An 18,756-nucleotide genomic window follows, 5' to 3' on the forward strand; every position below is an offset into this window, starting at 1 on the left:
AGGTACAGGATCAAAATCCGCGGTCAGGTCGTTCTGCGCCTGTGGATAAATCAGGGGAAAAGCTGTGACTCATATCATCGTGACTGGTTTCTTCGCCATTGCCTTGCTTGGCGCTCTGGTTGCCATCCACCTCACCGTACGGCGCTATTGGGCGGAAATCCTGCTCGCTTTGCGAGGAGAGTTGGGACTTGAATTCAGCGCTGGGCGTCGACCCCGTCCACTGGCGGGGCGCCCGCTGCAACGGCGCGTAGCCGTTTGACGCGGGCATAACTCAGGACGCTGAACGGGATCAAAGCGAGATAGAGCGAAGACATCACCGTCAGGGTATGCCATGGCGCAGACACCAGGGCGCCACCCATGAGTGCAATCACGACGATCGCCTCGAGCCGGACATTCCGCCGGAGCCGCAACGAGGTCCAGGAAAAAGTCGCAACGTTTGAAATCGCCAGGAAGGCCACCAAGGCTGCCCAGGGTGCCACGACATAATAATTGTGCAGCCAATCCCATTGCCGATCGCTCGCCATCCAAAGGTAGACCGGAAGGAGCAAAAGACCGGCACCCACCGGCGCAGGGACCCCGGTCAGGAAGCCCGCCGACTTGTGCGGCTGGTCCTCGACGTCGATATTGGCGTTGAAGCGCGCCAAGCGAAGGGCCATGCAAACCGCATAGGCCAAGGCGAAAATCCACCCAAATCTCGGCCAATATTGCAGCACCCAGAGATGAAGGATGATCGCCGGCGAGACACCGAAGGCGATTACGTCAGACAGGGAATCGAGTTCGGCGCCAAATCGGCTTTGCCCCTTCAGCATCCGGGCAATGCGGCCGTCCATGCCGTCGAGAACGCCAGCGAATACGATCGCCGCCACCGCTTTTTCCCATTCGCCGGCAATGGCGAAACGAACGCCGGTCAGGCCGACGCACAGAGCCAGGGCTGTCACGGCATTGGGAATGACAGCCCTCAATGGGATGCCGCGACGGGAGTGGTTGCGCGGTGCGATCACTGGGCGACGCCCTCGATCGCCTGCGACTGGCCGATCCTCGCGATGATCGTCTCGCCAGCAATGGTGCGCTGCCCCAGCAGCACCTGTGACGAAGTACCCTCGGGCAGATAGACATCGACCCGGCTACCGAAGCGAATCAGGCCGACCCGCTGGCCGGCCGCGACCATGTCCCCCGCCTTGACCCAAGGTACGATGCGCCGCGCGACCAAACCGGCGATCTGGGTGAAGCCGATCCGGACGTTGCCAGCCCCCTGGACGAGGAAATGCTGCCGTTCATTATCCTCGCTGGCCTTGTCGAGATCCGCATTGAGGAATTTTCCGGCGATATAAGCAACCCGCGCCACTCTGCCCGTGATCGGGGATCGATTGATATGGACATCGAAGACGCTCATGAAGATCGAGACGCGCGTCACCGGAGCGTCGCCCAGGCCCTCCTCCCCGGCCAACTCGGGCGGCGGCATCACGCTCGCGATCATCGTCACCAGTCCATCGGCTGGGGCGATCACCAGATCGTCTCCCTTGGGCGTGGTGCGGACGGGATCACGGAAAAAGGCGGCGACCCAGATCGTGATGCCGATCAAGGGCCACCCAATTTCATCCGAGATGAACAACAGGAAGGCCAGCGCCACGGCCGCGGCAATGACCACGAACTTGCGCCCTTCCGGATGAACCGAAGGCCAGCGCCAGCGGACATTGGTGGTGACCAAGTCCGGCTTTTCGAGCGATGTCATGGCCGTGTCTTAGGATCAGCCGTCCATTACCGCAACGGGCGAGACGGGAGTCTCCGCTTGTCCGGGCCGACCCCGTCGAACCGCGCGCGCGGTTGATCAGGGCGGCTCCTCCGCTTACACGACCGGCCAACAGACAGCTCAGGCAGGAAAGTCACAGCGCGAATGGCCAAGATCAAAGTGAAAACCCCCGTCGTCGAGATGGACGGCGATGAAATGACCCGGATCATCTGGCAGTGGATTCGCGAACGCCTGATCCAGCCCTATCTCGATATCGACCTGATCTACTTCGATCTCGGCATCGAGAAACGCGATGAGACGGAAGACCGCATCACGGTGGAGGCCGCCGAGGCGATCCGGAAATATGGCGTTGGCGTCAAATGCGCCACCATCACTCCGGACGAGGCAAGGGTCGAGGAATTCGGCCTCAAGAAGATGTGGCGGTCGCCGAACGGCACTATCCGCAACATCCTGGGCGGCGTCGTCTTCCGGGAGCCGATCGTGATCGAAAACGTGCCCCGGCTGATTCCCGGTTGGACCGATCCGATCGTCGTCGGCCGCCATGCCTTCGGGGACCAGTATAAGGCGACGGACTTCCGTGTTCCCGGTCCGGGCAAGCTGCGGCTGGTCTGGGAAGGCGAAAATGGAGAGCGGATCGATGAGGAAGTGTTCGACTTCCCCGGCGCCGGCGTCGCCATGGGCATGTACAATCTCGACGAATCCATCCGGGATTTCGCACGCGCCAGTCTGAATTATGGCCTGGCACGCAAATGGCCGGTCTATCTGTCGACGAAGAATACGATCCTGAAAGCCTATGACGGCCGCTTCAAGGATATTTTCCAGGAAATTTTCGAAAGCGAATTCAAGAGCCAGTTCGACGAAGCTGGGATCGAATATCAGCACCGCCTGATCGATGACATGGTTGCGAGCGCTCTCAAATGGAGCGGCAAGTTCGTCTGGGCCTGCAAGAATTATGACGGCGACGTCCAGTCCGACCAGGTTGCGCAGGGCTTCGGGTCGCTGGGCCTGATGACGTCGGTGCTGATGACACCGGACGGAAAGACCATCGAAGCGGAAGCGGCACATGGTACCGTCACCCGTCACTACCGAATGCACCAGCAGGGCAAGGCGACATCGACCAACCCGATCGCATCCATCTTCGCCTGGACGGGAGGTCTCAAATATCGCGGCAGGTTCGACGACACACCCGAAGTGACGAGATTCGCCGAAACGCTGGAGCGGGTCTGCGTCGAAACGGTCGAACAAGGCCAGATGACCAAGGATCTCGCTATCCTGATCGGACCCGATCAGAGCTGGATGACGACCGAGCAATTCTTCGAGGCGATCCGCGCCAATCTGGAAGCGGCGATGTCTGCCGGCTGAAGCCCCTTGCGAAAAAGGTGAACGAAGGGGCTCGGCCCGGCTGACAATCGCTCAAAATCCGGCATAAGGGCGACATGGCCCCCAGTTTCCCGACCAGCAGCTTCAGCGATGCGCTTGTCATCCTGGGGGCGGCCGGCATCGTCATACCGACTTTCGCCCGATTCCGCATCAGTCCGGTGATAGGATTCATCCTGGTCGGTCTCCTGGTGGGGCCGGCCGGATTGGGATCCCTGACGCGCGAGCTGCCCTGGCTCAATTATATCACCATCTCCAATCCGCACGCGATTGAGCCATTCGCCGAATTCGGCATCGTCCTCCTGCTATTCTCGATCGGCCTTGAACTGTCGTTCCGAAGGCTTTGGGCGATGCGCAGTCTGGTTTTCGGCGTCGGCGCCGCTCAGCTGATCGGTGCGGCGATGATCATCGGCACCACCCTTCACATCATGGGGCAAAGCTGGGGTGGCGCGATCGGCCTGGGGCTCGCTTTGGCTTTGTCCTCCACCGCCCTGGTCCTTCCGCTGGTCGGCACCGTCAGCGCGGTCGGTCGCTCGGCGCTTGCGATGCTGCTTTTCGAAGATCTGGCGATCGTGCCGATCATCTTCCTGCTCGGCGCACTCGCTCCCTATGGGCAGGAGGCAGGATTTGGCGGCCTGCTGAACACCTTGTTGCTCGGCGCCGTGACTATCGTCGCCATGCTCGTTCTCGGTCGAATCCTGTTGCCGCGCCTCTTCGCCCAGGCAGCCAGGGCGAAGAATCCGGAGCTGTTCCTCGCCGCAAGCCTGCTGGTCGTGATCGTCGCCAGCCTTGTCACCACTGCTGTCGGTCTGTCGCCGATCATGGGCGCACTGCTGGCGGGCATCCTCATCGCCGAGACCGATTATCACAATGAAGTTGAGGTGATCACTGCTCCGTTCCGTGGCCTCGCTCTCGGTATTTTCCTGATCACCGTCGGCATGAGCGTCGATTTTCGTGTCGTCGGGGAGAATTGGAGCGCGATTCTCCTTGCAGTGCTGGGCGTGCTGACCGTCAAGGCGCTGGTAACCGCCGGCCTGCTTAGACTCGGTGGCGCGCGAAACGCGGTCGCCGCGGAAGCCGGCGTTCTGATGGCGTCACCGTCGGAAACGACCCTGATCGTCCTCGCTGCCGCCGCCGCCGCTCAGCTCATCAGACCAGAGACCGCGGCCTTCTGGCAGATCGTAACGGCCGTCGGCCTCATCATCACACCCCTCCTCGCCCAGCTCGGGCGACTGGTGGCACGGCGAGTCGATCGGCTCGCCGACGTCGAGCTGCCGGTGATCGGACCGGGCGAGCCCGCGCCAGCCGCAGTGATCATCGGTTTCGGCCGTGTCGGTCGATTGGTCGCGGAAATGCTCGCGACTCACGGGCGGACCTATCTTGCCGTCGATTCGAATATCGACACGGTCGCTGCGTGTCGGCGCGAGGGTTTTCCGATCATATTCGGCGACGTCGCCCGTCCCGAAATGATGGACCGGCTCAATCTCGGCCATGCCAGCGCGCTGATCCTGACCATGGATGATCCGGTATTGACGGTACGCCTGACCAAGAAGGTCAGGGCCTGGTGCCCGGATTTGACCATCGTCGCCCGCGCACGCGACGCCGCCCACGCCGCCGAACTTTATCGCGCTGGCGCGACCGATGCAGTCCCGGAGACGCTCGAATCCTCATTGCAGCTATCGGAGGCCGTGCTCGTCGATCTCGGCATGGCGATGGGGCCGGTCATCGCCTCGATCCATGAGAAGCGCGCGCAACTGCGCGCCGAGATCGTGGCATTGGGCAGCATCGAGGAACAGCCGGGTTTCCATTCCCGGCGCCGACTTCGCGATCGGATTGGAGGCGCGGACGGCGCCTGAATCTGGCGCATACTGCGGTGATCTTTGCCGGAGCCGCAACTCGAGCAATGGATCAGGCCGCAATTTCCTGTTCGGACAAGGCCGACTTCACTGCCTCCAGCGCGACGGCTGCCTTGGATCCGTCCGGACCGCCGCCCTGAGCCATGTCGGGACGGCCGCCGCCGCCTTGCCCTCCCAGCTCCGCCACGGCACGGCGGACCAGATCGACGGCACTCAGGCTTGAGCTGAGATCGTCGGTGACACCGACGGCCACCGTCGCCCGCCCCTCGTTGACCGCGATCAACGCCACGACGCCTGAGCCGAGGCGCTGTTTGGCTTCGTCGACGAGGCCTTTCACTGCTTTGGGATCCAGCCCTTCGAGCACATCGCCGATGAAGTCATAGGTCCCGACCTTCTCGACGTCCTCGGCGTGGGCCGCCCGGCCCCCGCCCGTTGCCAGGGCCTTCTTCGCCTCCGCAAGCTCGCGCTCCAGCCGCCGCCGTTCATCGAGCAGGGCGACGACGCGCCCCGGCACTTCGTCGGGCGTCGCCTTGAGCGCGCTCGCAGCCTCTTTCAGCCGTTCCTCACGTCCCGTCAGCCACTTGCGGGCGGCTTCGCCGGTCAGGGCTTCGATCCGCCTTATCCCCGACGCGACCGCGCTTTCCGATATGACCTTGAACAAGCCGATATCGCCAAGTGCGCTGACATGGGTCCCGCCGCAAAGCTCGACCGAGTAGCTGGCGTCGGTTCCACGGCCCATGGAGAGAACCCGCACTTCATCGCCATATTTCTCGCCGAACAATGCCATCGCGCCCGCGGCAATGGCCTCTTCAGGGGTCATCAGCCGCGTCATGACGGCGTCATTCTCGCGAATGTGACGGTTTACCTCGGCTTCCACGGCCTCGATATCCTCGACGCTCATCGGCTTGTTATGCGAGAAATCGAAACGGAAGCGATCGGCGGCAACCAGGCTGCCTTTCTGGGTGACATGGCCGCCAAGACGGTGGCGAAGCGCTGCGTGGAGCAAATGGGTGGCCGAATGATTCGCGCGAATGCGCGACCGACGGTCCGCATCCACCTCGAGACGGACGGCATCGCCGACTCGGACGGTTCCGGAGCTGATCTCGACATGATGGGCATGGAGCCGGCCGAGTGGTTTCGACGTATCGCCGACCTTCGCGACCAGGCCGGAATCGTTACGGATCCATCCGGCATCGCCCATCTGGCCCCCGCTTTCGCCGTAGAAGGGCGTTTGATTGGCGACCAGGATCACTTTGTCGTCCGCCGACGCTTCGTTTACCCGGACACCGTCCTTGACGATGGCGATCAATTGCCCCTCGCCCTCATGGCCGGAATAACCCGTAAATTCCGTCGAGCCATACTCCTCGGCAATGTCGAACCAGACATCGTCCGAAGCCTTCTCGCCGGACCCTTTCCAAGCAGCGCGGGCGGCGGCCTTCTGTTCGGCCATGGCGGCGTCGAAGCCCTGCCGGTCGACGCCGATGCCGTTCGCGCGGAGGGCGTCCTCGGTCAGGTCATAGGGGAAGCCGTACGTGTCGTAGAGCTTGAACGCCACTTCACCTGGAAGCGTTTCGCCGGCCTTCATCGAGGCGGTCGCCTCTTCGAGCAGGCGAAGGCCGTTCTCCAAAGTCTGACGGAAGCGGGTCTCTTCCAGCTTCAGGGTTTCCTCGATGAGCGGCTGCGCCCGTACCAATTCGGGGAAGGCCGCACCCATTTCGGCGACAAGCGCAGGCACCAACCGGTGCATCAGCGGCTCCGCCGCGCCCAGCATATGGGCATGGCGCATGGCCCGGCGCATGATGCGGCGGAGCACATAGCCCCTGCCCTCATTCGCCGGAAGCACACCATCGGCCACCAGGAAGCCCGATGCGCGAAGATGATCGGCAATGACCCGGTGGCTGGCCTGACGCTCTCCCGTAGCCGGCGTCCTGGTCAGGTCGCTGCTGGCGGCGATCAGGGCCCTGAACGTATCCGTATCATAATTGTCATGGACGCCCTGCAGCACGGCGGCGGTCCGCTCGAGGCCCAGGCCCGTGTCGATCGAAGGCTTGGGCAGGTCGCGGACGATCTCATTATTCTCTTGCTCATATTGCATGAAGACAAGATTCCAGATCTCCACGAAGCGATCGCCATCCTCGTCCGGGGAGCCTGGAGGCCCGCCTGGAATATGATCGCCATGGTCAAAGAAGATTTCGGAGCAAGGGCCGCAAGGACCCGTATCCCCCATCGCCCAGAAATTATCGGCAGTCGCAATCCGGATGATCCGGCTCTCCGGCAAGCCGGAAATCTTGCGCCAAAGGTCGAAGGCTTCGTCGTCCGTATGATAAACGGTGGCGGTAAGCCGGTCAGGATCGAGACCCCAGGTCTTCGTCAGCAGCGTCCACGCATGGAGGATCGCCTGATCCTTGAAATAATCGCCGAACGAGAAATTGCCGAGCATCTCGAAGAAAGTGTGGTGGCGGGCCGTATAGCCGACATTGTCGAGATCGTTATGCTTCCCGCCGGCGCGAACGCATTTCTGGCTCGATACGGCGGTGACATAGGGCCGGGTCTCCAATCCTGTGAAGACGTTCTTGAAGGGCACCATCCCCGCATTGACGAACATCAGGGTCGGATCGTTGTGGGGAACCAGGGGCGCGGAAGGCACTATGGCATGGCCCGCAGCCCCGAAATGTTCGAGGAACGAACGGCGGATGTCGTTGGTCGAGTTCATCCGCGCGATGTAAGCGAGGCGAGCAGGTGGAGCAAGACAAGCTCAAGCGCCGAAGAGACTGGCCTTCACCTGACCCCTCGGTTGGCGTCGGCGCTTGCCGGTACCGCTTCAATCGATCGCGGAGATTCCAGTCTCCCGTCTGTCCGCGCCCGCTGTTCTCCGTCTTCCGTGATCACATAATAAGCATAGCGCGCGACATCGGACCGGGATGTCTCGGTTTCCTCAGCCAGGTCTTCCGCAACCAGCGGTCCAGCCGCTTCGGTCGGGGTGTGAGCCGCAGTTTCGGTCCAAACCTCCGGCTCGGCGACAACCGGATCAAAGACGTCGGATGATCGATCGTGGATCGGCTGATATTCCTCGGGATAGTCGATGCACTTGATACAGCCGCTGCCCAGGCCTTGGGTAAGCGATGCGTCGCTCAGACGAACCGGTGAGCCGCCGGCCCAAATGGCGGGACGATTGGCGACAAGATCCGAATGGAAGCGCGTCTCCGCTTCGCGAAAATGAACTGGGTCTATTTCCGCAATCGTGGCACGCCCCAGTTGCAGGCCAAGCAACGCGCTTGCCAGCGGCATCGCGATCATCATCGAAATCGTCAAAGGCCGGACCATCGGGCACTCCGTTGCCGCATGGGCGGCGGGAACATATCACTTGGCTAAACCTCTGGAGACAGCGCTGCGTTCCCTGCCCCCGCCCGTGCCCTTCATACCGCAGAAGCGCCGTTTGAGCCCGCCATCGACTTCTTCCTCTTGAACTTCGCGCCGCTTGGGTGAAGTCTGGCAGCATGGCGCCGAGGCGCTCCCTGCGGCTCGCGCATTGCGGACGAAGGAGAGACTCATGCCGGAAAGATCCTTTGGCACAAGAGCGGTGGCCCTGATCGGCCCCGGCGGCGCGGGCAAGACGAGTCTCGCAGAGGCGTTGCTGTTCGCGGCCGGCGCCACGGATCGGCAGGGATCGGTCGATGCGGGCACGACGATTGGCGATTCCAGCCCGGAGGCGCGTGCGCGCGGAGGTTCGACCGAGCTCAACCTGATGCATTTCACCTTTCTCGGGGACAAGTTCGCCGTGATCGACTCGCCGGGATCGGTCGGTTTCGCCGCGGATGGCGCCCTTGCCTTGGCAGCCGCCGACCTCGCTGTCCTGATCGTCGATCCGGAGCCGGAGCGGGCCTTGCTTGCAGAGCCAGCGCTACGACAGCTGGAATCGCTGCGCATCCCGCATCTGATCTTCGTGAACAAGATCGATCAGGCGCGCGGCAGCATTCGCGGGCTCCTGGAAGCGCTCCAGCCGATGAGCGCCTCACCTCTGGTCGCTCGTCAGATACCGATCCGGGAGGGCGAACGGATCACCGGCTTCGTCGATCTCGCGCTTGAACGCGCCTTTCACTACCGTCCCGGTCAGGCCTCAGAACCGGTCGAGCTGCCTGCCGATCTGGCGGAGCGGGAATCCCGCGATCGGTTTCACATGCTGGAACAGTTGGCCGATCATGACGATGTCCTGCTCGAACAATTGCTGATGGACGAGGTGCCGGACCCTTCCACCATCTTCGCCGATCTCAGCCGGGAAACCGGTGAAAACCTTGTGGTACCGGTTCTGTTCGGCTCCGCGACGAGCGGGTTTGGAGTTCGCCGCCTGATGAAGGCACTCCGCCACGACGCGCCGCCGCCGTCCAGCGCCGCGACGCGCCTCGGATCAGAGGGTGATTGTGCCTTCGTGTTCAAGGTATCCCATAGTGGATCCATGGGGCGTTTGGCATTTGCCCGTATTTTCGGCGATGGCCTCAGCGAAGGGAGCGAACTGAAGACAGCTGCCGGCGACTCGGTTCGCGTCGGCACCCTCTTCATGCTCCAGGGGGAGAAAGTGACCAAGCTTGCGCGGGCGGAGACGGGTGATGTCGTCGCCATCGCCAAGGCCGAAGAAGTCTCTGCCGGTCAGTGGCTAGCGCGATCCTCCGCGCCGCGCGACGCTCCGGACATCGCTCTGCCGGCTTCCAATTTCATGCTGGCGATCGCGACGCGCGACCGAAAGGACGACGTCCGCCTGTCCACCGCGCTTCACAAATTGGTGGAGGAGGATGCATGCCTTGAATGGGAGCAGGACGAAGCGCTGCACGAGACGAGGATCAGGGGCATCAACGACGAGCATCTGGGCGTGACCCTGGCACGACTGAAGCGGCGCTATGGTGTCGCCGTCGATTCGAATCCGCCGACCATCGGCTACAAGGAATCGATCCGAAAATCCGTTGTCCAACGGGGTCGGCACAAGAAGCAATCCGGAGGTCATGGCCAGTTTGGAGATGTCGTGATCGAGGCCCAGCCTCTTCCACGCGGGGAAGGCTTCAAGTTCAACGACAGGATTACAGGCGGCGCGGTGCCTAAGCAGTGGATACCCGCCGTCGAGCAAGGGGTCCGCGACGCCATGGTCAAGGGACCACTCGGATTTCCTGTGGTCGACGTGGCCGTCACGCTGACCGATGGCTCCTATCACAGCGTCGACAGTTCCGAACTCGCCTTCCGGACCGCCGGACGCATTGCCATGGCCGAAGCCTTGGCCGCCGCCGCCCCGCACTTGTTGGAGCCAGTTCAAAAGGTGACGATCCTTTCGCCGGCTTATGCGACGTCGCGAATCACGTCGGCTGTGGCGAGCCGGCGAGGCCAAATGCTCGGCATGGAACCACGCCAGGGATGGTCCCGCTGGGACCAGGTCGAGGCCATCCTTCCGGAATCGGAGCTACAGGGACTGGACGCGGAGCTTCGGTCGCTGAGCCAAGGCCTTGCGACCTATCGCGCCGAGTTCGACCATCTCGCCGAACTCAACGGCAAGCTGGCGGATGAAGTCGTGCATCAGGTGCTGGAGCCCGCCTGACAATCAGACCCTGCGGACTTCTCCCGCGTCAACATCCTCAGGGACCGACTCCTGCTCGCCACGGGAGACAACCACTGCCGCGGTCAGATCGCCTGTGACATTGAGCGTGGTCCGGCACATGTCCAGCAAACGGTCCACGCCCAGGACGAGTCCGATTCCCTCGGGCGGGACCCCCACCATGCCGAGGATCAGGGCAACGACCGGCAACGAGCCCGCGGGCACCCCTGCAGTGCCGATACCGCCGAGGATACACATCAGCAACACAATGACCTGCTGGCCGAGCGTCAATTCGACCCCGAAGAATTGCGCCAGAAAAAGGACCGTCACTCCTTCGAAGATTGCCGTCCCGTTCTGGTTGGCAGTGGCGCCGATAGTCAGCACGAAGCGGGAAATGCGGGATGGAAGCAGAAGCTTTTCTTCCGCCACGCGAAGCGCGGTGGGCAGAGTGGCGTTGGAGGAAGCGGTCGCGAAAGCCATGACCATGGCTTCCTGGCTGTTGCGGAAGAACCACAAAGGCGACACGCCGCCCAGGAACCGCAAGACGATTGAGTAGGCAACGATCATATGAAGGCCGAGGGCGAGAAGGACGACGCCCACATAGGCGCCCAGGCGCACGAGCAACTCCCATCCGAAGACGGATGCGAGATTGAACATGAAGGCTGCGATCGCGAACGGCGCGAGACGTATGACCAAGCCGATCAGCCGCATCGTTACCTGGAATATGCCCTCGATCGTCTCCTGCAGCCTTTGGGCGGAAGGCGTGTTGACGAGGAGCAGGCCGACACCAAAGACCAGGGCGAAGAACATCACTGCCAGGATGTCATTGTCGGCTGCAGCTGCGACCACGTTGCTCGGGATGATGTTGAGAAAACTGGAAATTCCCGCAGGTTTTCCCTCTGCGCTCGACACTATCGCGCCCGCCCCCTCGCGTGCATCGGCGAGCAATGTCTGGGCTAACGCAGGGTCGACACCCGCACCCGGCTGGAGGAGATTCACGCTGGCGAGCGCAATGATCACGGCGACCGAGGAAATGGCGATCGTATAAACCAACGTCTTCACACCCACCCGCCTCAGCGATCGGATGTCTCCCATCTCCGCGATCCCCACCACCAATGCCGAGAAGAGAAGCGGGATTACGAGCATGAAGAGAAGACGAAGGAATATCTGCCCGACAGGGCCCGTGACGTATGTAATGATATTGTCGACCCAGCGCGCGTCGGGGAACACCATGTGCACGAACAGCCCGGCGGACAATCCGACGACGAAGCCGATCAACATCTTCATTTGAAGCGGCAAGCCACTGCGTTTTTCGATCATATTTCCCCTTTTCAGCCTCTGCTTCAGCAGAGGCAGCCGCCACCGCCGGATTCGACGTGCCCTATCAATCGCCCCATCCCCAACTCACGCATAAGCGTAAGGACCGCCCTTTTGCAGCGCGGCGCTATAAGCCGGCCGGGCATGGATCCGTTCCAGCCAGTCGATGAGGTTCGGCCGGGTTTCATCCAGCCCGGCCCGATGCCGCGATGCTTCGAGCGGAAAGCTCATCATGACGTCGGCGGCAGTGAATTCATCTCCGGCGAACCAATCGCGCGACGACAATTCCTCCTCGAGCCAGTCGAGATGGTCGTCCATCATCTGCTGCACCGCGGTCTTGGCCGGCTTGCCGAGCAGGCCCAGTCGATTCACCACCAGCAAGGCAAGCAAGGGCGGCATCATCGAGCCTTCCGCATAATGAAGGAAGTGCCGATAACGCAGAACGGCATCGCGTCTGGCAGGAGGGCCGAGCCTGCCGCCACTCTTTTCCACCAGATATTCCACGATGGCTCCCGTCTCCGCGACCGTGCGTCCTTCGTCCTCGATCACCGGCGCACGCCCTAGCGGGTGCGCGCGTTTGAGAGTGTCCGGTGCGCGCATGGTCTTGGAATCGCGCTGATAACGGCGCACTTCATAGGGGAGCTCAAGCTCCTCGAGGAGCCACAGGACACGCTGCGAACGGCTGTTTTCAAGATGATGGACCAGGATCATGACCCGCACGAATAGCGGAGGCGCCGCGCAGCGCCCAGTAGGAACTTGCCTGCCGTGCCGGTCCGATGGAAGGGAGGACCCTCACTTCGAAGGATTCTCATGATACGGCCCCTGACGAAAATGGCGCCCGCAGCTTCGGTACAAGCGCGGAAAGGACCGGGAATGCGGGAGTTCGTCGCCCTGGTGGCCGCCTTGATGGCGTCCAATGCATTGGCCATCGACGCGATGCTGCCGGCATTGCCGGCCATCGGCGATTCGCTGCATGTTGCGCAGGCCAATCATCGGCAACTCGTCATCACAGTCTATTTGATCGGGTTCGGCATCGCCCAGCTGATCTATGGGCCGCTGTCGGACCGATTTGGGCGCAAGGGTCTGCTGGTCGTGGGTCTGGGCCTCTATGTCGTCTTTGCCACCGTGGCAGGACTGGCGGCAAGCTTTCCTCTCCTGCTGGCGGCCCGGACCATGCAAGGTGTCGCCGCTGCCAGCACGCGGGTTCTGGTGATGGCGATCGTCAGGGATCGCTACCAGGGTTCGGCAATGGCCCGGATCATGTCGCTGGCGATGATCGTCTTCATGATCGTCCCGATCCTGGCACCCTCCTTCGGCCAGGGTGTGCTCGCCATTTCCAGCTGGCGCCACATCTTCATCGGCCTGGCCGTCTATGGCCTGATCCTAACATTGTGGGTGATACTGCGATTGCCGGAAACCCTGGCACCTGCGGCGCGGCGCGCTCTTTCGTTCGCCAGTATCGGTCAAGCCACCAAGGAAACGCTCGGGAATCGTGCCTCGATCGGCAACACGATCACGGTCACCCTCGTAATGGGCGGTCTCTTTTCCTTCATCACTTCCATCCAGCAGATCGTGTTCGACGTGTTCGGGCGGCCTGACCTGATCGGCCTCGTTTTCGCCTGCATCGCGGGACCGATGGCACTCAGTTCATATGCCAATTCCCGCTTGGTCCACCGGTTCGGGCCGCGCCGCCTCCTGCTCACGGCGTTGGCGGGCTTCTCGGTCGCGGCACTGATACATCTCGTCGTCACCGAGACGATGGGTGAGACGATCTGGGCTTTCGTCCTCATGCAAGCGCTGACGATGAGTTCATTCGGCCTGATCGGATCGAATGCGGGCGCGCTTGCCATGGAGCCGCTGGGACATATTGCCGGTACCGCATCCTCACTGCAGGGCGTGATCACGACCGTGGGCGGCGCGCTGATCGGTTATGCGATCGGGCAGAATTTCAACGGCACGACATTGCCGTTCCTGATCGGCTTCTCCTCATGCGCCATATTGGCGCTGCTGATCGCCTATTGGGCAAATCCCGCCATGATCAAGCCGCCAGGCCAGGGGCCCAGCCATATCAAGACCGAATGAGAAAGGTGGAAGATCGACGGCGCCAGGTGCCGCGGCCTTCCGCCCGATCGTCGATCAGATATCGTCTTCCGCCCCGGCGCCGGTCATCAAAGCTTCGGCTACTTCCTCGGTCTTGCCGCGAATGGCGCGTTCGATCCTGTCCGCCATCTCAGGATTCTCCTTGAGATAGACTTTTGCATTCTCGCGCCCCTGCCCGATCCGCACGGAATCATAGCTGAACCATGCGCCCGATTTCTCGACGATCCCGGCCTTCACGCCCAGATCGAGGACTTCGCCCATCTTGGACACGCCTTCGCCATACATGATGTCGAACTCGACCTGCTTGAACGGCGGCGCCACCTTGTTCTTGACGACCTTCACCCGGGTCGCGTTCCCGACGATTTCGTCACGGTCCTTGATCTGTCCGGTACGGCGGATATCGAGACGAACGGAGGCGTAGAATTTAAGGGCGTTGCCACCGGTCGTGGTCTCGGGATTGCCGTACATCACTCCGATCTTCATGCGCACCTGATTGATGAAGATCACGGTGCAGCGAGACTTGGAGATGGATCCGGTGAGCTTTCTGAGCGCCTGGCTCATCAACCGGGCCTGCAGCCCCACATGACTGTCGCCCATCTCCCCTTCAATCTCCGCGCGGGGTACCAACGCGGCAACCGAATCGATAACCAATATATCGACGGCGTTGGAACGGACCAGCGTATCCGTGATCTCCAAGGCCTGTTCGCCGGTATCGGGCTGGGAGACGATCAGTTCGTCAATGTTGACGCCCAGCTTCTTGGCATAGACAGGGTCGAGCGCATGCTCGGCATCGACGAAGGCGGCCGTGCCGCCGACCTTCTGCGCTTCCGCCACGGCGTGCAGCGCCAGCGTGGTCTTGCCCGAGCTTTCCGGACCGTAGATTTCGATGATGCGGCCGCGCGGCAGACCCCCGACCCCCAATGCGATATCGAGGCCGAGCGAGCCAGTCGAAATGGTCTCGATTTCCACCGCTTCACGCGAGCCCAGCTTCATCGCCGAGCCTTTGCCGAATGCACGGTCGATCTGCGCCAGGGCGGCATCGAGCGCTTTTTGCTTGTCCATATTGTCAGAAACCCTGTCGGATACGACTTTCAGAGATGCCACCATGGCCGAGGCTCCACTTATTCGCTGCGCGCCGCCCATTCAACGCGAGAATGATCGTGTACACGATCTGTTCTTGTGGAACAAGAGGGAAACATCGGCGCCGCGGCGGCAGACATCCATCCAAGCTCAAACCCGGCAAGCCTCCGTCAGCACGGGTTCGATGGCATCGATCGTGAAAGGCTTGGTCAATACCGGGGCATTCGCATGCTGATGGGGCGGCGGCTCGATATGACCACCCGTCGCGAGAACGAAGGGAATGCCCATTTCTGCAAGCCGGTCGCAGATCGGCCAGGCATGTTCCCCACCCTTCAGATGGACATCGACGATGGCGATATCGAAACCCCCGCTTTCGATTCGCATAAGCGCATCGGCCACGCTGTCGCAGGTGCCGGCAACGACATGACCGAACGATTCGAGAAAATCCTCGAGCATCATTGCGATCAGCGGTTCGTCTTCGACGATCAGGACGGAACGAAACGCGGTCACGCCGTTTGCTTAAGGCCTTAGGATCGGTTTCGAAACCATTATTTCGCCAGCAAGGTGTCGCGCGTGACTTCGGCCAATTTCTGGACCGAAAACGGCTTGGCGAGGAAGCCGACGCGATCCAGATCGATCGATTGGCGAAGTTGCTCTTCGGCATAACCCGAAATGAACAGGATCGGCAGATCCGGATGGGTCTTGCGCGCCTCTCGAGCCGTCGTTGGCCCGTCCATGGTTGGCATCACGACGTCCGAGATCATCAGGTCAATATTCGATTCTCGCGCCAGGATTTCCAGTGCGGCTTCACCATTTTCAGCGACCAGGACCGTATAGCCGTGACGGCTGAGCGCACGCTCGGCAACGGCGCGTACAGTGGCTTCATCCTCGACCAGCAGGATCGTGCCGGTGCCCCAAAGCTCGCCGGCTGTCTCCCGCGCCTTGCGAGGAGACTTGGCGATCTCCGCGCGATGGACCGGCAGATAGATGACGAAACTCGTCCCTTCCCCCTCGAGCGATTCAGCGAAGATGAAGCCGCCCGATTGCTTGACGATGCCGTAGACGGTCGAGAGGCCGAGACCGGTCCCTTTTCCAACCTCCTTGGTCGTGAAGAACGGCTCGAAGATCTTGGCAAGAAGATGCCTCGGAATGCCGGTGCCGGTGTCCGACACGCGCAATGCGGTATAATCGGCCACCGGAAGGATTTCAGTCCCCATTCGGCGGACGTCTTCGATGGAAACACCATAGGTCTGGATCGTCAGTATCCCCTGGCCTTCACCTTTGGCTTCCATGGCATCCCGGGCATTGACGGCAAGATTGACGATCACCTGTTCGAGCTGTCCAGGATCGGCGCGCACTGGGCCCAGGTTGCGGCCATGCTTCACCTGGAGCTTCACGGTTTCGCCGAGCAGGCGCTTCAGGAGCGTCGAGACTTCCGAAATGATGTCGGGCAGCTGGAGAACCTGCGGCCGCAGCGTCTGTTGGCGCGAAAAGGCGAGCAATTGCCTGGTGAGGCCCGCGGCCCGGTTGGAATTGCTCCGGATCTGCTGAATGTCGTCATAGTCGCTGTCGCCAGGCGTGTGACGCATCAGCATAAGATCGCAGTGGCCGATAATGGCTGTGAGGATATTGTTGAAATCGTGCGCGACACCGCCCGCGAGCTGACCCACTGCCTGCATCTTGGTGGCCTGGGCCACCTGGCGCTTCAATTTGTCCTCTTCGCTATTGTCCTTGAGCGAAAGAAGCACGGCGGCTTCGCCAAGTCCCCGCGCGCCAGCCACGGTGAGCGCGATCGGTTCGTCCGGCTTGGCCTTGAGCCTCACCGCCAGATCGCCGGACATGGACGGGCCCCGGGCGAACCTGCGGACGGAATCGGACACCGCCGCCTTGTCTTCATCCACCACCAGGTCCCCGGGATAGGTAGGCTTGGCATTCTTGCTGAGCCCGGCAGCGCGGCGGAAGGCGCTGTTCAAATAGACGAAGCGGCCGTCCCGATCTGCGACGGCGAGGCCCAGAGGCAAAATTTCGAGCAAGGCGTTCACATTGGCATTGGCGCCGTGCGAGAAGCTGGAGGCCAGATCGTCGAGGAGCAGGAAAAGGACAGGCCCCTCCTCACCCTTTCCCATCGGCACCTGGATGATTCGAAGCGGGTTGGCCGCCTTTCCTTCCCGAGCGAAATGGAACTGTCCCTCATCGCCTACCACGAGAAGATCGACGAAGGAGATTCCGGCAATCTCCTCTACGCCCTCGCCAAGGGCGCGATGGGAAAATGCGCGGTTGGCGGCAACAAGATGCCCGGCTCCATTGGCCAGCACCGCCATCACGCCTGCCTGACTGAGCCGCGCGCCGCCCTCGCCGGAAACGAACTGCCGCGCTTCCGTGCCGACGTCGCTTTCGCCTGCCCGAGTGAATTTCCAGAGGAGGTATCGCTCGGCCAGTCCAGCGGTACGGAGTTCGACGGTCATCGGACCGTTCTCGGCGAAGATATTCTGCAACATTGCCGATCCGTCGCGCCTCGCCGCCACTGCAGCTTCGGCCAGCCGCCCCCGCTCAGGCTCCGGGCTTGGCAAGTCGAGTGGCGAGCAAAGCCCACCGAACCATTGTTCGTACAGGCCGTTGGCGCAAAGCAGCCTGTTCTCATCGTCTATGATGGCGATGGCCGCTTCTCCTGTGTCGAGACCGGAACGAAGCAGGGCAAGATTCAGGCGAGCGGGCTCCGGCTCATCCGCCGCCGCAGCCGTTCGAGCGCGCAATAGCATCAGAGGGACGCCGAAACCGATGACGACGGCCAGGAAGGCCGCGGCGAAAGCCAGATCTTTCATCACCCACAAGAGCAAGCCGGCCGAGACCGCTGCCGCCCCGAATATGACGAACAGTCCGGAGCCGACCCCCGAGCGCGCTGGACCGCCAGAAGCGATACTCGCCATGTTCAGCCTGCCACGGAAGATGCGGAATCGGCAAAGCGGGCGAGCGACCGGCGCATCGGCAATTTTCCCGTTCTCGAATGGGCTTTGATAAGGGGTGGCAACCCTAGCAGGGTGAAGGAGCCTTTCAAATCTCGCTTCTGCGGGCGCGGCGGCGACGCCATTTGCGTGCAATCCACCAACGCCAGACCCAGATGGATATGAAATAGCCGAGCGCCCCTGTCACGACCGCGATGATGAAAAGACCCGAAACAAGGGCAGGCGCAGCATCCGAGAAAAGCCAGGCCAGCCAGTTCGCGGCCGTGGCGCCGCTCGCGCGCATCTCGTGGAAGGCGGCAAGGTCGGCCCGAAAGCCGAGCACCACCCCAACCTGCAGGGATGCGAGAAGAATGAAGGGCGTGGTGACGGGATTGCTGAGAAAGGTCATGAGCGCCGCGACAGGTATGTTCGCGCGGAAAGGGATCGACAGGAAGGCCGCGCCAACGATCTGAATGCCGGGGATCATCAGGAAGATGCCGACGATAAGACCTACCCCGACGCCACGCGGAACCGATCGCCGCGTGAAGCGCCAGAACTCGCTATGCAGGACACGATGCCCCAATGGACGGATCCACCGGCTCTCCGCCAGATCCTCCCGCTTGGGCATATTCTTCCCGATCCAGCGAGCGAGCCAGTCCTTTCGTCCGCCTGCGCTCATGTAGGGCAATGGTCTTGAAAAATTCTCATGCGTCGTCTCGCAAGGAAGGGGGAAGGGCGCAATGTCAATAGATGGTCAGC

The 18,756-nt window shown here is 61.9% G+C and carries 14 protein-coding genes; 4 read left to right on the forward strand and 10 right to left on the reverse strand.

Going from position 1 to position 18,756, the window contains the following annotated elements; translation table 11 throughout:
• Positions 1-194 precede the first annotated feature (194 nt).
• Positions 195-1,001, reverse strand: coding sequence for a CDP-alcohol phosphatidyltransferase family protein (locus RQX22_RS01855; protein WP_315723106.1), 807 nt, complete (start codon positions 999-1,001; stop codon positions 195-197).
• Positions 998-1,732 carry a phosphatidylserine decarboxylase gene (locus RQX22_RS01860; protein WP_315723108.1) on the reverse strand — a complete coding sequence of 245 codons (735 nt, stop codon included), beginning with the start codon at positions 1,730-1,732 and terminating at the stop codon, positions 998-1,000. The genes RQX22_RS01855 and RQX22_RS01860 overlap by 4 nt, the downstream gene beginning before the upstream one ends.
• A 162-nt stretch (positions 1,733-1,894) precedes the next feature.
• Between RQX22_RS01860 and RQX22_RS01865 the strand changes: the two genes are divergently transcribed.
• Together RQX22_RS01865 and RQX22_RS01870 are read left to right on the forward strand one after the other, a co-directional pair.
• Positions 1,895-3,112 carry an NADP-dependent isocitrate dehydrogenase gene (locus tag RQX22_RS01865; RefSeq protein WP_315723109.1) on the forward strand — a complete coding sequence of 406 codons (1,218 nt, stop codon included), beginning with the start codon at positions 1,895-1,897 and terminating at the stop codon, positions 3,110-3,112.
• A 74-nt stretch (positions 3,113-3,186) separates the two neighbouring features.
• Positions 3,187-4,983 carry a cation:proton antiporter domain-containing protein gene (locus tag RQX22_RS01870; RefSeq protein ID WP_315723111.1) on the forward strand — a complete coding sequence of 599 codons (1,797 nt, stop codon included), beginning with the start codon at positions 3,187-3,189 and terminating at the stop codon, positions 4,981-4,983.
• A gap of 52 nt (positions 4,984-5,035) precedes the next feature.
• Here RQX22_RS01870 and alaS read toward each other — a convergent pair whose 3' ends face one another.
• Both alaS and RQX22_RS01880 read right to left on the reverse strand, forming a co-directional pair.
• Positions 5,036-7,696 (reverse strand): alanine--tRNA ligase, encoded by a 2,661-nt coding sequence (gene alaS / locus RQX22_RS01875; RefSeq protein ID WP_315723113.1) that lies wholly within the window; start codon positions 7,694-7,696, stop codon positions 5,036-5,038.
• 65 nt (positions 7,697-7,761) lie between these two features.
• Positions 7,762-8,307: a hypothetical protein gene (locus RQX22_RS01880; RefSeq protein WP_315723115.1), complete on the reverse strand. Its 546-nt coding sequence runs from the start codon at positions 8,305-8,307 to the stop codon at positions 7,762-7,764.
• Positions 8,308-8,533: 226 nt separating this feature from the next.
• Here RQX22_RS01880 and RQX22_RS01885 point away from each other — a divergent pair, with 226 nt between their 5' ends.
• Positions 8,534-10,561: an elongation factor G gene (locus RQX22_RS01885; protein ID WP_315723117.1), complete on the forward strand. Its 2,028-nt coding sequence runs from the start codon at positions 8,534-8,536 to the stop codon at positions 10,559-10,561.
• 3 nt (positions 10,562-10,564) lie between these two features.
• Here RQX22_RS01885 and RQX22_RS01890 read toward each other — a convergent pair whose 3' ends face one another.
• Both RQX22_RS01890 and RQX22_RS01895 read right to left on the reverse strand, forming a co-directional pair.
• Complete coding sequence (locus RQX22_RS01890) at positions 10,565-11,839, reverse strand: dicarboxylate/amino acid:cation symporter (RefSeq protein WP_315723518.1); 1,275 nt, start codon at positions 11,837-11,839, stop codon at positions 10,565-10,567.
• 123 nt (positions 11,840-11,962) lie between these two features.
• Positions 11,963-12,586 carry a glutathione S-transferase family protein gene (locus RQX22_RS01895; protein WP_315723520.1) on the reverse strand — a complete coding sequence of 208 codons (624 nt, stop codon included), beginning with the start codon at positions 12,584-12,586 and terminating at the stop codon, positions 11,963-11,965.
• Between the two features lie 162 nt (positions 12,587-12,748).
• Here RQX22_RS01895 and RQX22_RS01900 point away from each other — a divergent pair, with 162 nt between their 5' ends.
• Positions 12,749-13,957 carry a multidrug effflux MFS transporter gene (locus RQX22_RS01900; RefSeq protein ID WP_315723118.1) on the forward strand — a complete coding sequence of 403 codons (1,209 nt, stop codon included), beginning with the start codon at positions 12,749-12,751 and terminating at the stop codon, positions 13,955-13,957.
• 54 nt (positions 13,958-14,011) lie between these two features.
• On the opposite strand, the gene recA is transcribed toward RQX22_RS01900, so the two are convergent.
• From recA to RQX22_RS01920, 4 genes are all read right to left on the reverse strand, one after another.
• Entirely contained in the window at positions 14,012-15,037 is a 1,026-nt protein-coding gene (recA, locus tag RQX22_RS01905) for a recombinase RecA (protein ID WP_315723121.1), read from the reverse strand.
• Between the two features lie 168 nt (positions 15,038-15,205).
• Positions 15,206-15,565 (reverse strand): response regulator, encoded by a 360-nt coding sequence (locus tag RQX22_RS01910; RefSeq protein ID WP_315723123.1) that lies wholly within the window; start codon positions 15,563-15,565, stop codon positions 15,206-15,208.
• A 38-nt stretch (positions 15,566-15,603) separates the two neighbouring features.
• Positions 15,604-17,982: a hybrid sensor histidine kinase/response regulator gene (locus RQX22_RS01915; protein WP_315723124.1), complete on the reverse strand. Its 2,379-nt coding sequence runs from the start codon at positions 17,980-17,982 to the stop codon at positions 15,604-15,606.
• Positions 17,983-18,106: 124 nt separating this feature from the next.
• Positions 18,107-18,676, reverse strand: coding sequence for a DUF2062 domain-containing protein (locus RQX22_RS01920; RefSeq protein WP_315723126.1), 570 nt, complete (start codon positions 18,674-18,676; stop codon positions 18,107-18,109).
• Between the last annotated feature and the right edge of the window lie 80 nt (positions 18,677-18,756).

This window comes from Sphingosinicella rhizophila, assembly GCF_032378825.1.
Classification (GTDB): domain Bacteria; phylum Pseudomonadota; class Alphaproteobacteria; order Sphingomonadales; family Sphingomonadaceae; genus Allosphingosinicella; species Allosphingosinicella rhizophila.

Excerpts from the sequence above, each read along its gene's own strand:
- RQX22_RS01860 (WP_315723108.1), bottom strand. The coding sequence starts at position 1,732 with ATGACATCGCTCGAAAAGCCGGACTTGGTCACCACCAATGTCCGCTGG.
- RQX22_RS01865 (WP_315723109.1), top strand. The coding sequence starts at position 1,895 with ATGGCCAAGATCAAAGTGAAAACCCCCGTCGTCGAGATGGACGGCGAT.
- RQX22_RS01870 (WP_315723111.1), top strand. The coding sequence starts at position 3,187 with ATGGCCCCCAGTTTCCCGACCAGCAGCTTCAGCGATGCGCTTGTCATC.
- alaS (WP_315723113.1), bottom strand. The coding sequence starts at position 7,696 with ATGAACTCGACCAACGACATCCGCCGTTCGTTCCTCGAACATTTCGGG.
- RQX22_RS01880 (WP_315723115.1), bottom strand. The coding sequence starts at position 8,307 with ATGGTCCGGCCTTTGACGATTTCGATGATGATCGCGATGCCGCTGGCA.
- RQX22_RS01885 (WP_315723117.1), top strand. The coding sequence starts at position 8,534 with ATGCCGGAAAGATCCTTTGGCACAAGAGCGGTGGCCCTGATCGGCCCC.
- RQX22_RS01890 (WP_315723518.1), bottom strand. The coding sequence starts at position 11,839 with ATGTTGATCGGCTTCGTCGTCGGATTGTCCGCCGGGCTGTTCGTGCAC.
- RQX22_RS01895 (WP_315723520.1), bottom strand. The coding sequence starts at position 12,586 with ATGATCCTGGTCCATCATCTTGAAAACAGCCGTTCGCAGCGTGTCCTG.
- RQX22_RS01900 (WP_315723118.1), top strand. The coding sequence starts at position 12,749 with ATGCGGGAGTTCGTCGCCCTGGTGGCCGCCTTGATGGCGTCCAATGCA.
- recA (WP_315723121.1), bottom strand. The coding sequence starts at position 15,037 with ATGGACAAGCAAAAAGCGCTCGATGCCGCCCTGGCGCAGATCGACCGT.
- RQX22_RS01915 (WP_315723124.1), bottom strand. The coding sequence starts at position 17,982 with ATGGCGAGTATCGCTTCTGGCGGTCCAGCGCGCTCGGGGGTCGGCTCC.
- RQX22_RS01920 (WP_315723126.1), bottom strand. The coding sequence starts at position 18,676 with ATGAGCGCAGGCGGACGAAAGGACTGGCTCGCTCGCTGGATCGGGAAG.